Here is a 13,473-nt window from a genome sequence, read left to right as displayed (position 1 = left end):
ATATAACACGAATGCCACTCACTAGCGAGGAACTTAAGTTCCTCGCTAGTGAGTGGCATTCGTGTTTAACAGCGCTTTCTACTGAATTTCCTTCCTCTCGTCAAACTCCTTTACAAAATTTGGGCTTTCAGTTTTGCCTATCTTGTCCCAAAAGGTGAAGTATAAGCCATAATTGTAGCGATAATATTTATGATGGTGACTGTGATGTGTAGCACCAATCATGTATTTGCCCAGCTGGTTGCCAACGATATTTTTAGGATAAATTTCAATGTCTAAATGGTTAATGGCCGCAGTGATGGTCATGATGGTTAAATGAATCAAAATAGCATAAATATGCATGGGTAGCAAAATTACAATCAATGGCATAATCAGGGCTTCTAAAATACCTTCGATGGGATGGAACGAGAAGGCCGTCCAAGCTGATGTAATTTTACTTTCATGATGGACATGATGTACTATTTTGTAAACTTTGGGTTGGTGCATCCAACGATGAACCCAGTAATAGTACGTTTCATGAATAAACATTGATAGTAGAATACTGACAGGAAACCATAGTAGTGGGAAGGCATTAATATCCAAATAAATAGCCGTATGTCCTTGTTGCCAAAGCACGGCTGTAAAAGCTCCGATAACTGAAAAAATCAAGGCGGTGAGTAATGACCAAAATATTTCTTTGCGGAATTGTTCAGGCGGATATTGCTTTTTATTGAGCTTTCTAATTTCCCACGTTTTTGATTTCCAAATATAGAAATAAAGGTGAAAAATACTTGCCAACAAAAAGTAACGAAAGACCACTATGGCAAATATGACAATACATAGCCACAAAAAAACAATCGGTTCAGCAAAGTTGATATTAAATACGTTTGGTATCATATTATTTCAACTTTATTGAACCGAAAAATGTTTTAAAAAGTTTTGAGCTATGAGCTATGAGCTATGAGCTATGAGCTATGAGCTATGAGCTATGAGCTATGAGTTTTGAGCTTTAGGCTGTCAGCCGTCGGTCTTCAGCTTTCGGACATTTATGGTTTGGTTTGCTTTAGGCTGTCGGTCATCGGCTGTCGGTAGCTGTATGATAGTACAAGTAATCACTAATTCACAACTCACTAAATCACTCACTGAAAAATGCTTAAAGTCTTACAATCTCAGCACCGATAGCATTCAAACGCGTATCAATGTTTTGATAACCTCTGTCTATTTGCTCGATGTTTTCAATGATAGAAGTACCTTTTGCCGACATTGCTGCAATCAAAAGCGATACCCCTGCACGAATATCAGGAGACGTCATTCTGATGCCTCTTAACTGTTGCTGGCGATTTAATCCAACTACAGTAGCACGGTGTGGGTCGCAAAGGATAATCTGAGCCCCCATTTCAATCAATTTATCAACGAAGAACAAACGGCTTTCAAACATTTTTTGGTGAATCAATACCGTTCCTTTTGCTTGAATAGCAGTTACTAATACGATACTTAGTAAATCGGGCGTGAAACCCGGCCAAGGATGGTCAGAAACGGTAAGCATAGATCCATCAATGAATGTTTCTAATTCATAATGTTCTTGAGAAGGAACATAAATATCGTCACCTCTGATTTCTAGTTTAATACCCAATTTTTGGAAAACCAAAGGAATAATGCCTAAATCTGGAACAGAACAGTTTTTGATGGTGATTTCTGATTGCGTCATAGCAGCCATACCGATAAACGACCCAATTTCAATCATATCTGGCAACATGGTGTGTTCTGTACCTGTCAACGATTCAACACCTTCAATCGTTAATAAATTAGACCCTACGCCTGATATTTTGGCGCCCATTCTATTCAACATTTTACAAAGCTGTTGCAAATAAGGCTCGCAGGCAGCGTTGTAAATCGTAGTAGTACCTTCTGCTAATACTGCCGCCATTACGATATTGGCTGTGCCCGTCACAGAAGCTTCGTCTAACAACATATAAGCACCTTTCAGTTGCGAGGCATCTACTTCATAAATTCCACCTTCATCTTGGCTATAATTGAATTTTGCACCCAGTTTCATAAAACCATAAAAGTGGGTATCTAAACGACGACGACCAATTTTATCTCCCCCTGGTGAAGGAATTCTGCCTTTTTTGAAACGTGCCAATGTTGGTCCTAGCAACATTACAGAACCACGGAGAGCAGCAGCTTTTCTTTTATAGGTTTCTGAATTTAGGTAATCAAGGTTTACTTCTGAGGCATCAAATTTTACCGAAGATTCTGCAATGCGCGTACAACGAACACCCATATCGCCTAGCAGGTCGATTAATTGATTCACATCTCTGATATTCGGTATGTTATGAATCGTTACAGGGTCTTTTGTCAATACTACTGCACACAAAATTTGTAATGCTTCGTTTTTTGCTCCTTGCGGAATAATTTCGCCTTTCATTTGGCGACTACCAGTTACTTTGAATGATGCCATGTTTAAACCTTGTATTGTCTATCTAAAAGTTGAGATAAGTATTTTGGAACGATAATATTGAAATACCTACATCACAAACTATCTTCTGTTTCTATTATTGCTGTTGTTATTATTATTGTTACGATTATCGTTTCTGCCGTTGTTATTATTACGATTATCGCTTCTACCACCGTTGTTGCGTGGGTCTCCGCTACGATTGCCATCGTTTCTTCCTCCAAAGTTTTGACGACCTCCACTGTTATTATTACGACCATCATTTCTACCACCATTGTTACTACTAACGTGTGTATTTGGCGGAGTAGGGCGGTTGTTGGCATTACGAAGATTGCCCAACGACGAATGTCCTGAAATAGCATGGACGATAGGAGCAAGGGTATTGTTAGAAATCTCTAAAATATGTCCCCAGATTACCTCATCATCTACTACTTCACGATTCCAGTTTTGATAGAACGTTTTCATCAAACGCGCGATATGAGCAACCAAGATACGTTTTTCATTATCGTCTGTTTCTGCAATAGCTCTGGCAATCAACAATTCTACATTACGGCCATAATAGCGATAACGCAATTGATGCGTATTGTAAGGCACTGTTTTAGGAAGTTTACCTACCGCATCAGGCGATGGTGGAGGGAAAGGACTATCAACATCCAACTTGAACTTAGACATGATGTATAAATCATCCCAAAGTTTGTTGGTATAATCTTGCGTATCGCGCATATTAGGGTGAACCTGACGCATCAATTCAACCAATAAATATGCATATTTGGTACGCTTCTCTCTATCTTGAACCGTTAGGATATGGTTCACTAATTTCTGGACGTTGGTTCCGTATTCTTTCATGATATAATAAGGACGATTTCGGTATTCGTCGTGAATGGCTCTTGCTAAAAGGCAAAAATAGGAATATTTATTCAATGAATTTCTGAAAGCCTTAAAACTTTCAGCAAGATGAATATTTATAACGAAAGTTTAGGGATAAATATGATAATTCCTACAATTATCGCAAAGATTGAACCAATCAGCACCGCACCAGCGGCAATATCTTTGGCTTTGCCTGCCAGCGGGTTAAAATCAGGAGAAACTAAATCTACCAAGGTTTCGATAGCAGTATTAACGGCTTCCAGTATCCAGACTAAGGCAATAGCTAGTAAAATCCAGAGCCATTCGTTTGAGGAAAGATGAAAATAGAAACCAGCTGACACTACTACGGTAGTGGCCAAAAGATGAATTCGGGCATTGTTTTCAGTAATAAACATTGAAACTATGCCTTGAATGGCAAAAGACATACTTCTTATAAATTTCCGAAAATCAATCATCTAATAATTCTTAGTTAAAGTTATTGGTCATTCAAATGAATCAAGCTATAAAGCATGCAATATGCCAAGCCTATAAAAGTAGCAAATTCAAAAGTTATTAAAATAGCCGTTGGATTGCCAAACGAATGTAAAACATATTTGGCTAAAGGCATAGGATGAATGAAAAAATCCCATGAATTAAAGCGTTCAATCCTGCCCAGAAATACCCCATAGCCCGATAAAGCAATCGAAGTAATAGTAAATACCCTACTCAGGGCTTGCGAGAAACAGGCAGTCCATATTTTCTGAATCCAATACAAAGAAAGTAATCCACAAATCAGACTTACAAAAGCAAAAGTATAAATCATTATCTGATGATGCCAATATGAACTGCCGTTATTGGTATAAGGATAAAGATGAACCAAATCAGTAATAATATAAGGGGCATTTGGGAAAAATAACAACCATAAAATACTATAAGCCAGTATTTTAATAGGCTGATTCAAGTTGGTGGAAACCAGTTTTTCCATGTAAAGTACAAGGAAGACTGGCACCCAAGCGAGAAATAGGTTCCAGTTGATACCTATTAAATAGATATTATGAAAAAAGAAAGCTTCAAAAAGAAACAAGGCAACGGCCATGCCCGACATCAAGCCGAGGCTAATGAACACTTGTTTTTTCCGAGTAGAAATACTATACGTCTTCATGATTATTTACTTGATGTTTAAAGTATAAATGATAGTAGCAAAATATATTACCAAGAGAATATGCAGCAAAAAATCCGAATGTTTCCATAATCCAATTTAAATCAGAGATGGATAATTGTCGACTTGGTCGTATGATACATAAAATTGTGAATGCCATACAATAGATAATCGCTAATCCTAAATATGTTTTTAAATTGACCTCTCTAAATGCTGAATATATATATAAAGAAGACTCAATTAATAAAATTTGTATAATAAGTGATATGAGATAAGCGTATGCATATATCTCAAATAAGTCTCTTAAAATTACTATGCATCCCACCATTGGTGAAATGAAAATCGCCAGAATTCTCATTTGATTAAAAATTTGGTCATTAGAAATCCTTGTCATATTGTCACTTTAGGTCTTGTAATCCTGCTTAAATTATTTTACTACTAGTAGCATAAATATTCTTTGAGAAATAATAGGTGTAGATACTATACGTTTTCATGATTATTTTCTTGGTGTTTAAAATATATATGATAATAGCAAAATATATTGGCAATGGAATAGGCGACAAAGAAGGCGAAAACTCTTATCGTCTCAATTATTTTATCTAAATGAGATTTGTCTATAAAAATTTTTAATTCTACGAAAGTTGTCAATGCACAACAACAAAATAATGCAAAGTAGGAATAGGCCTTCATGTCGAGTTTAAAGTGACTTGAATATATAGCTAAACAAACTTCGATGAAAAATATTTGAATAGATATTGGCACTATACTAAAATAACCTAGCGTACTAAAAAACTCCAAATCAAAATAGAAAGAGCCTTCATCAATAAGCATAGTTGTAAAAGTCACAAAAGTCCCTGCCAACGGTGAAATAATAATCGCCAGTAACCTTCTCATTGGCTTATTTGTTTAAAGATTTGATTATCAGCATAATTCCAAGACTGCCATTGTTTTGTCTTGTAATTATCCTCAAATCGTTTTAATGTGAGTAGAATAAATGCTCTTTGTGAAATAATAGGTGTAGAACTGGTATGATTATCATTTTTTAAATGGGCGTAGTTGTATACGTTAGTATTAAGATTGACTTTGGAGTTACTTAGTAAAGACTTTATCGCTGGTAAGGTATTGTCGCTGAGATTTAATAAATAGGTTACATCCAATTGTTTGGCTGTATGAATATTGTATTGAGCAATGGCATTGTCCCAATTGATAAAACTGCTGATAACCAATAGACTATACGCAAACCATGTATTAGTTCTTAATAAAAACCAAAGTGTTTTTCGATAGTGTACTTTCCAGAAGGTGCTGATGATACCAGCCATAGAAAGTATTAAGAAAACATATACACCAATACGTTTGTAAGTCAGACCAAACTCGGTGATATACAGTTGATTTTTGAAAATAACGCCTGTTAATAAGATAGTATTCTGCAAAAGCCATAGATAAGAAAGCCTTTGTAACCATTGATTATTGGCATAGAAATTTTGGTTGGCTCTGAAATAATACAAAATAATGCAAATAGCTAGGAGGGAACTGAAAATGAGGGTGTTTACACCTTGGTGAACATATTCAGAATGATTTACGCCATCGGGTAATGCCTGAGATGAAAAAATGGTAGAAAAATCGACAATGTTGAAAAATAGGATAAGTAAATTCAACATCGTAAGCGAAATAATACCTTTTGTATTTTCCATTTTCAGGATGGTCAATTGAAAATTTCTTTTTACTTTTCTCTTGACTCTGACTAAGACATTTGGTTGAGCAACATCCCATTCGGTGAGGCTTTCACTCAAAAATTGATAGTAAAAACCAAAGCTTAAGAAGATTCCTAATCCTAAGAAGAGGAGGTATTTCCCCGAAATAAAGTCTAGTGAAAAGTGAAAGTAGCTGTGGAAAATAGGATTAGCAGAGGCATATAACAAGTAAAAAACAAACGTGATTAATAAAGGAAATACATAGAAAGTTGCGGATTTACTGATTGAAAAACTACTCTTCTGTTTTGAAGATTGATGAAAAATATATTTATCTAAGCCTGCAAATAATGCTTTAAAAAAGGACATCGCCAATGTAATAATGCCCTTATACAAGCCTACATATACCGAACTTTGGCTATGATTGCTCAGACCAATCAGTAAAACCAAAGAAAAACCATTCGCAATGATAGCCAGCATAGAATGTTGCCAAATAATCATAAGCGCCGACAGAATACTTCCGCTGACAGCTATGAGCCAAGTCTTATTATTTAATAACACAGGGCGAACGATGAGCATCGTGCTAATAACTACAAGTGTAAAAACTAAGAAATTAATACCAGCCGTTTGTTCATAAAACATATAGCTGAATGTAAGGGAGGTGAGTGCCAGCGAGATTTTTTTAGTATTCATGATATCCTTAGTTGCAAATTACTTTAAGTTGAACGTAAAAAAGTTTTAAAAAACGAATGCATATCATTCGTCTGTTTTTTTAAGCAGAGCCCTTGATTAATGTTTCTAAAGCATATAGGTGTTCTTGAAAAGCCTGCTTCCCTTCGTTAGTAGCCTGAAATGACGTATGGGGCTTTTTGCCAATAAAGGCTTTTCTAATTTTTATATATTTTTCTTTTTTTAATGCAGTAATATGAGAAGCCAAATTGCCATTGGTAACGTTGAGTGCCTCTTTAAACTCATTAAAATCAACCCAATCGTTCACTATCAAGAGGGACATGATGCCTAGTCTTACACGGTTTTCAAATGATTTATTTATGTTAGCAATAATAGTTTTCATAACGTTCAATCTGATAATTTTACAGTAACTCAATTATCAAACCTTTCAATCAAGATTCATATTTACGGTACATCATAAAGCCGTAGATAATGGCTAAGACTCGATTGAAATTTTTCATGATGTTGTTTAGAAAAATGGACAGCTTGCCTAATTAAGCAGACAAGACTGTCCTGCATAGAACTATTATTCTTTATTATTGTAAGCACGATACCAGTCTATATTGCGTGTCAGGTACATCACAACCGTCAGAATGATTAATAATCCAATACTTCCCAATAGTAAAGAATAATCTTCCAACTGTAGTAATGAATAGAAAAAGCCATAGAGTAACGAAAGTATACCATTGAATATCAGGGTAGTGCGTGAATTTTTGAAAATGCTTTGCGTGTAAAACGTAATCAAAGTCAGTATCGTTATACATCCGATTAGGTAGGCAATATTGAAAGAAAGATGTTCTGAAATTGCCAATAAAAGCACATAAAAAAGACAAATGGCAAAACCTACCAAAAGATATTGAATAGGGTGCAAGCGTTTTCGATTAAGAATTTCTACGAAGAAAAAGGCGATAAACGTGATGACAATAAACATCAAATTATACTTGGTCGAACGCATCGTTTTTTGATACTCATCCACTGGTAAAAGTAGTTTTACGCCAAATGAACTTTGTAATTCGCCAGTAACTTTTGTAGCTACACCGTCTGAATAATCAACGGTTGTGTGGTTGTGAGGATTACTCTCTTGATAGTTTGCGTCAAAGCCGATAAAATTTCCAACTCCTTGTTGAGGATAATTTCTGTTTAGATGCAATTCATTCCAAACAGCTTTAAAGCCTTTTTGTGTTATTTGGCGTTCGTCAGGTAAAGATTCCCCTACAAAACTTGGCGTTCCCCAAGATGATTCAATGGTGACCTTTGTTGTTTTCCCAAAGGGTAAAAAGTCAATCTCTTTACTGCCGTTTAGATTAATCTGAGCGTCAAAATTGATTGTTTCAGCTGCTAAGTTAATGGGGCAACTTGCCCCAGAAGCAAATAAATCTTTTGATTCAATGCCAGAATTCATTTCAGTATCTATGCCATTGATTTTTAGCTTAATTGCTTCTTTGATTCCTTTCATATCGGTTATTCCAAAAGAGATAAAAGCTTCAGAAAATAAAAATCTTTCTTTCGGAATTTTCAATAATTCTACATTAGGCTTTTTGAAAAAGCCTTGTAAATGGAGTTGAGCATTATAAAGCATCACTACATAAATCCCTCTGTATCTTTTTTCTGGAATCAGTTTCCCCGTAATGTTAAGATGTTCGGGCAAGAAATGAGCGTATGCTATTACAGTTGACTTTTTACCGTTATCATCTTCCTGAATGATGGTGTAGGGAATGGTAATAACTGCCCCACCAATTGTCTGATTACTTCCCCATTTAGATGTTATTTCTTCCTCAGCTATATCTCTGGTTATTTGTCTTTCATGAATCAAACTTTCCAGCATGGTAGAAGGAATCATCAATAACAGTATGAGGATGAAGATGGAAAAAAGTTTTAGCATGACTGAGCTTTTTACCCAATTATTAAAGCGTTCAAAAAGTGATAGTTTTTCTGGAGTTTCCATGATAGTATTCGAGTTAAGATAGTGTTTTGCAAATTACTTTGAATTTCAAAGTGTAAAATTTTAAAAAAACGAATGTATACCATTCGTCTAATTTTTTATAGAGAGCCTTTGATTAACGCTTCTAAAGCATTCAGGTGTTCTTGAAAAGCCTGTTTCCCTTCAACAGTTGCCTGAAATGATGTATTGGGTTTCTTGCCAATAAACGCTTTTCTGACATGTATATATTTTTCTTTTTCTAAGGCAGTAATATGCGAGGCCAAATTACCATCAGTAACGTTGAGCGTCTCTTTAAATTCATTAAAATCTACCCAATCGTTCACCATCAAGATAGACATCACACCTAACCTTACGCGGTTTTCAAAAGATTTATTTATGTTAGAAATAATAGTTTGCATAATGTTCAATCTGATAATTTATAGGAATTCAATTATCAAATCTTCAAATCAAGATTCATATTTACGGTACATCACTATTCCATAAACAATGTGTAGTACGCCAAAACCAATTGCCCAGAATAGTAAGCCAAGCTTCCATTCGTCCAATACACCACAAATTAAGCCCAAAACGATTTCGATATAACCAAGGTATCGAATATCATCATAAGTATACTTAGAGGCGTTCACAAGGGCTAAACCATAAAATACCAACGTGGCAGCATCTATCAAATGCGGGGCATGTTTTAGTAAAATCAAGGTAAACAAACCACCCGCTACCAAAGGAATGGCCATGTTGGAAAAGAGCCTTTTAGAAGCACTACTCCAAATATTTAACCCTCTGCGTTTAGCACTCCTGATACTGAAATATAATGAAATGCTAAGCGAAAGTGTTAAAACACTGAGCCCGTCAATCACGATATATGTTAACAATGGGGTATTGTCTTGTAAATTCAAGTAGCTAGTGGGATACTCAGACAGGATTCTTTGATAGGCCAAATAAGCACCTATCAAGGCAAATGAGCCTGCAAATACGCCTGATAATCCACTAAAGGAAATAAATCGGCTGGAACGTTCCATCATTGAACGTATTTCAGAGATATCTTGTAAGTGTTGATTCATTTTCAAATTACTTTGTATTGCAAAGTACAATCTAAAAAAATAAAATTCCAAATGTTTTTTGATTTTATTTTTGAAATTTTATTGAAGATTAAGATTTATGATAATCAAGGCATAAGCAGTAACGTACATTTTATTATTGTCCAAGCTGTAACTTTAACACTCTGCCTTACTAGGTACTCTGGCGTTGACTTTATTTTACATTGTTCTTGAACAAAAACCTTTCTTCTGATATATGTATTATCTTTTTACTTGGTATCATTCTAGTAGTTACAATAACACTTTTTAGAAGGTCATCATTGTTATAATAATATTCCCTATTTAAAGAGTAATTAGAAAATATAAACTCATCTTGGATTAATAAACTATCGTTTATAGTAACATTTATTAAACTTAGCATCTCCTTATTTGATATGCCATATTCAGAAAATATGCCATAAATTGTTTCATTTGTTTTACAACTAAAGGAATTGTTAGTTAAATAACTTATTTTATTGGGTAATGTATTCTTTACGAAATAAATGTTTTGTAGATAGTCGTTTAAAAGCCCTAAAGAATCTTTGAGGTTGAGGGTTTTAGAATAAAAAGGCATTTCTTTATTTTTTCTGCCTTTTGAATCTGTATAATTCTGGAATATACCGTGCGAATCGTACTCAAAAGAATATTTATTTCTTAATTTATATGATATAGTTTCACAAGTCTTCTCTTTTACTTCTAAAGGCTCATAATTTTCCTTTAGTATTAATTGATTTTTATTATTATAACTGAATCTAGCAGAATCAATAACGTTGCACCCAACTCTACTAAATTGGGTTATCGTCAAAATATTACTGTTAAAATTATAGTATCTTTTTTCCAATATTTTGGACATTTTTTTACCTTCTTGATTCAAAATCTTTTCAATGATAAAATTGTCTTTTGGGGTTTCCATACATGAAAACATAGACAGCCCTATAATACTTGTGAGTAGAGTAATTATGTTTAAAAATCTTTTTCTCATGATTGATTATAAAAGTGTACCATTAATCGACCTCCCTAAAACTAGATGTTTATTTCATTAAGTAAAGAAATCAAGCATCACTTGAACACTATGAATAATGTTGTACTGAAGAATATACAACTTGAAATAAAATAGGTTGTGTTTTGTAATATTATAGGTGTACTAATAAGTGCATCCGAGGAAACAAGTTTAAAGATTATAACTTTCAAAGTAAAAGGTAACGAGTTAAAAATTGAGGGTGATATTATATTAATCCCAATTAAAATGCTATAATTTCCTAAAAGGTTAAAATTAATAATACTATTATATAATTCAGCCAATAGGAAAGATGAAAGGAATAACTTGACACTAGTTTCATCAAAGGGAGATACCATTGATATTTTGCTCTTGTTGAGGTCCTCAACAACAATCTTATAACAGACGAGTCTATTTCATATTTCTGATGCAAAATAATTAAAAAAGGTCAGCTTTATTGGCTGACCTTTAAAATTCTTATAATTCCTTCTATTCACATTTCCTACGCGTATCAGCCAAGGCAATAATTTTCCAACCATTTTCGGTTTTGTAGAATTGAAAGGCATCTACTCCGCAATGTTGACGTTTGCCATTTACATACAATTCGTAGGGTGTCCAAGCGGTTGCCATGTTTCCATCTATTCTGATTTCGTAACTTAATACTCTTTCTTCTATTTGTATATTGGCTGGTAATGAACCAATATGTTTAATAAAACCATCTGCATTTTCTTCGGTGGTCAAATCCATCAGATTAGTTTTACGGTTTATGCCAATCGACTGCATTCTGATAGAAGGATGAAAAGTAGCCCTAATCATGGTTGAATCATGCTTTTGCATTCCATCAAAAAGTTGCACTACTACAGCCTTGACCGCTTTTTCTTCGGGATTTTGAGCAATAACAGCAAAGGAGGTACTTAAGAGAAAAAACAAAAAGTAAATAGTCTTTTTTAACATAGCAGTATTGTTTAGTGACAAAGTGAATGAATAATTTGAGGATTAATTTACTAAAAATAATCACTAAATCACTCATTCACTCACTCACAACTATTAAAACTCTGCTGATTTTGGTGTACGTGGGAAAGGAATTACGTCACGGATGTTGGTCATACCTGTTACAAACATCACCAAACGTTCAAACCCAATACCAAAACCAGAGTGTGGTGCTGTACCGAATTTACGTGTTTCTAAATACCACCAAATCGTATCTTCGTGGATGCCTACATCTTTAGTACGTTGTAATAATTTTTCGTAATTATCTTCACGCTGAGAACCACCGATGATTTCGCCAATACCAGGATAAAGTACGTCCATTGCACGAACAGTTTTACCGTCCTCATCCAGCTTCATATAAAATGCCTTGATGTCTTTTGGATAGTTCGTTAAGATAACAGGTTTCTTAAAATGTTTCTCAACCAAGTAACGTTCGTGTTCCGACTGTAAGTCGATGCCCCATTCAACTGGGTATTGGAACTTACCTTCTTTGTGACGTTTTGATGATAACAAAATCTGGATGGCTTCTGTATAAGTAAGTTTTACATATTCGTTATCAATCACAAAGCGAAGTTTTTCAATTAATGCTAATTCCGAACGCTCTTCTGCCTTTTTAGTTTTCTCTTCTTCTTTCAAACGGTTTTCAAGAAGCGCTAAATCGTCAGCACAGTTTTCCAAAGCATATTTAATAACATACTTTGTGAAATCTTCTGCCAAACGCATGTTGTCTTCCAATTCATAGAAAGCAACTTCTGGCTCAATCATCCAGAATTCAGCTAAGTGACGAGCAGTATTAGAATTTTCAGCACGGAAAGTAGGACCGAAAGTATAAATCTTCGATAAAGCCATGGCTCCTAATTCGCCTTCTAGCTGACCAGAAACGGTTAGGTTGGTTTCTTTACCAAAGAAATCTTCTTTATAATTTACAGTACCGTCTTCGTTCAATGGAGGATTCTTAGGGTCTAGGGTAGTAACATGAAACATTTCACCCGCACCTTCAGCATCCGACCCCGTAATGATAGGTGTATGCAAATAGAAGAAACCGTTATCGTTAAAATATTTATGAATAGCAAAAGCCAATGAATGACGAATACGGAGTATTGCAGAAAAAGTATTCGTACGTGGACGTAAGTGAGCGATTTCGCGCAAGAACTCTAAAGAGTGTTTTTTAGGTTGAAGCGGATATTTCTCTGGGTCGGCAGTACCATACACCACAGCAGTTTTTACTTGTAATTCTATTCTTTGTCCCGAACCTTTAGATTCTATTAATGTACCTGTTACGGCCACGCACGAACCCGTAGTAATTAATTTAAGCGTTTCTTCTTCAATAATACCCGGTTCAGCTACAGCCTGAATATTATGAATTACAGAGCCGTCGTTAATATTAATAAAAATTACGTTTGGTTGTACACGTTTGGTTCTTACCCAACCTTTTACGGTTATTTCTTGGCCAACTTGGGCTTCTGCTAAAATTTGCTTGATTTGCATTGGTATAATTTCGGATTTTTGATTTTTAGCTTGTTTATCAACAAACAAAAAACACTCGTACTATTGATTTACTAGAATTCAAAATTACTTACAATTACCGAATTAGATGGTATTTTTCATAGTTTATAAT

14 protein-coding genes are annotated in these 13,473 nt (G+C 34.7%); all 14 read right to left on the bottom strand.

Features of this window, described 5'->3' with window-relative positions:
- Window positions 1-78 precede the first annotated feature (78 nt).
- Window positions 79-873: a sterol desaturase family protein gene (locus AC07XN_RS19325; RefSeq protein WP_494744232.1), complete on the bottom strand. Its 795-nt coding sequence runs from the start codon at window positions 871-873 to the stop codon at window positions 79-81.
- A 256-nt stretch (window positions 874-1,129) separates the two neighbouring features.
- On the bottom strand, window positions 1,130-2,437 hold the full coding sequence (gene murA, locus AC07XN_RS19320) for a UDP-N-acetylglucosamine 1-carboxyvinyltransferase (RefSeq protein WP_309921225.1): 1,308 nt from the start codon (window positions 2,435-2,437) through the stop codon (window positions 1,130-1,132).
- A 78-nt stretch (window positions 2,438-2,515) separates the two neighbouring features.
- Window positions 2,516-3,352 carry a DUF4290 domain-containing protein gene (locus tag AC07XN_RS19315; protein WP_309921222.1) on the bottom strand — a complete coding sequence of 279 codons (837 nt, stop codon included), beginning with the start codon at window positions 3,350-3,352 and terminating at the stop codon, window positions 2,516-2,518.
- 41 nt (window positions 3,353-3,393) lie between these two features.
- Entirely contained in the window at window positions 3,394-3,723 is a 330-nt protein-coding gene (locus tag AC07XN_RS19310; RefSeq protein WP_309921220.1) for a diacylglycerol kinase family protein, read from the bottom strand.
- A gap of 50 nt (window positions 3,724-3,773) precedes the next feature.
- Complete coding sequence (locus AC07XN_RS19305; RefSeq protein WP_494744231.1) at window positions 3,774-4,439, bottom strand: DUF1361 domain-containing protein; 666 nt, start codon at window positions 4,437-4,439, stop codon at window positions 3,774-3,776.
- 477 nt (window positions 4,440-4,916) lie between these two features.
- Window positions 4,917-5,330, bottom strand: a complete 414-nt coding sequence (locus tag AC07XN_RS19300; RefSeq protein ID WP_494744230.1) for a hypothetical protein — start codon at window positions 5,328-5,330, stop codon at window positions 4,917-4,919.
- The gene (locus tag AC07XN_RS19295; protein ID WP_494744229.1) at window positions 5,327-6,817 is read right to left on the bottom strand and encodes a DUF4153 domain-containing protein; all 1,491 of its coding nucleotides are present in this window, start codon (window positions 6,815-6,817) and stop codon (window positions 5,327-5,329) included. Before AC07XN_RS19295 ends, AC07XN_RS19300 begins: the two co-directional genes overlap by 4 nt.
- A gap of 79 nt (window positions 6,818-6,896) precedes the next feature.
- Window positions 6,897-7,196 (bottom strand): winged helix-turn-helix domain-containing protein, encoded by a 300-nt coding sequence (locus tag AC07XN_RS19290; protein WP_494744228.1) that lies wholly within the window; start codon window positions 7,194-7,196, stop codon window positions 6,897-6,899.
- Between the two features lie 183 nt (window positions 7,197-7,379).
- Complete coding sequence (creD, locus tag AC07XN_RS19285; protein ID WP_494744227.1) at window positions 7,380-8,798, bottom strand: cell envelope integrity protein CreD; 1,419 nt, start codon at window positions 8,796-8,798, stop codon at window positions 7,380-7,382.
- 95 nt (window positions 8,799-8,893) lie between these two features.
- Window positions 8,894-9,193, bottom strand: a complete 300-nt coding sequence (locus AC07XN_RS19280) for a winged helix-turn-helix domain-containing protein (protein ID WP_309921205.1) — start codon at window positions 9,191-9,193, stop codon at window positions 8,894-8,896.
- A 48-nt stretch (window positions 9,194-9,241) separates the two neighbouring features.
- On the bottom strand, window positions 9,242-9,853 hold the full coding sequence (locus AC07XN_RS19275) for a hypothetical protein (protein ID WP_494744226.1): 612 nt from the start codon (window positions 9,851-9,853) through the stop codon (window positions 9,242-9,244).
- 190 nt (window positions 9,854-10,043) lie between these two features.
- Window positions 10,044-10,781, bottom strand: coding sequence for a hypothetical protein (locus AC07XN_RS19270; protein ID WP_494744225.1), 738 nt, complete (start codon window positions 10,779-10,781; stop codon window positions 10,044-10,046).
- A gap of 573 nt (window positions 10,782-11,354) precedes the next feature.
- Window positions 11,355-11,819, bottom strand: a complete 465-nt coding sequence (locus tag AC07XN_RS19265) for a nuclear transport factor 2 family protein (protein WP_494744224.1) — start codon at window positions 11,817-11,819, stop codon at window positions 11,355-11,357.
- A 93-nt stretch (window positions 11,820-11,912) separates the two neighbouring features.
- On the bottom strand, window positions 11,913-13,343 hold the full coding sequence (gene asnS / locus AC07XN_RS19260) for an asparagine--tRNA ligase (RefSeq protein WP_494744223.1): 1,431 nt from the start codon (window positions 13,341-13,343) through the stop codon (window positions 11,913-11,915).
- Window positions 13,344-13,473 lie beyond the last annotated feature (130 nt).

Source organism: Arcicella sp. GW458-12-2-14-TSB2 (genome assembly GCF_059423785.1).
Note: the sequence above shows the minus strand (reverse complement) of the source record. Positions and strands in the feature narration are given on the sequence as shown.

What these genes read in the sequence shown, in the direction of transcription:
- AC07XN_RS19325 (WP_494744232.1), bottom strand. Translation starts at nt 873, where the DNA reads ATGATACCAAACGTATTTAATATCAACTTTGCTGAACCGATTGTTTTT.
- murA (WP_309921225.1), bottom strand. Translation starts at nt 2,437, where the DNA reads ATGGCATCATTCAAAGTAACTGGTAGTCGCCAAATGAAAGGCGAAATT.
- AC07XN_RS19310 (WP_309921220.1), bottom strand. Translation starts at nt 3,723, where the DNA reads ATGTCTTTTGCCATTCAAGGCATAGTTTCAATGTTTATTACTGAAAAC.
- AC07XN_RS19305 (WP_494744231.1), bottom strand. Translation starts at nt 4,439, where the DNA reads ATGAAGACGTATAGTATTTCTACTCGGAAAAAACAAGTGTTCATTAGC.
- AC07XN_RS19300 (WP_494744230.1), bottom strand. Translation starts at nt 5,330, where the DNA reads ATGAGAAGGTTACTGGCGATTATTATTTCACCGTTGGCAGGGACTTTT.
- AC07XN_RS19295 (WP_494744229.1), bottom strand. Translation starts at nt 6,817, where the DNA reads ATGAATACTAAAAAAATCTCGCTGGCACTCACCTCCCTTACATTCAGC.
- AC07XN_RS19290 (WP_494744228.1), bottom strand. Translation starts at nt 7,196, where the DNA reads ATGAAAACTATTATTGCTAACATAAATAAATCATTTGAAAACCGTGTA.
- creD (WP_494744227.1), bottom strand. Translation starts at nt 8,798, where the DNA reads ATGGAAACTCCAGAAAAACTATCACTTTTTGAACGCTTTAATAATTGG.
- AC07XN_RS19280 (WP_309921205.1), bottom strand. Translation starts at nt 9,193, where the DNA reads ATGCAAACTATTATTTCTAACATAAATAAATCTTTTGAAAACCGCGTA.
- AC07XN_RS19275 (WP_494744226.1), bottom strand. Translation starts at nt 9,853, where the DNA reads ATGAATCAACACTTACAAGATATCTCTGAAATACGTTCAATGATGGAA.
- AC07XN_RS19270 (WP_494744225.1), bottom strand. Translation starts at nt 10,781, where the DNA reads ATGGAAACCCCAAAAGACAATTTTATCATTGAAAAGATTTTGAATCAA.
- AC07XN_RS19265 (WP_494744224.1), bottom strand. Translation starts at nt 11,819, where the DNA reads ATGTTAAAAAAGACTATTTACTTTTTGTTTTTTCTCTTAAGTACCTCC.
- asnS (WP_494744223.1), bottom strand. Translation starts at nt 13,343, where the DNA reads ATGCAAATCAAGCAAATTTTAGCAGAAGCCCAAGTTGGCCAAGAAATA.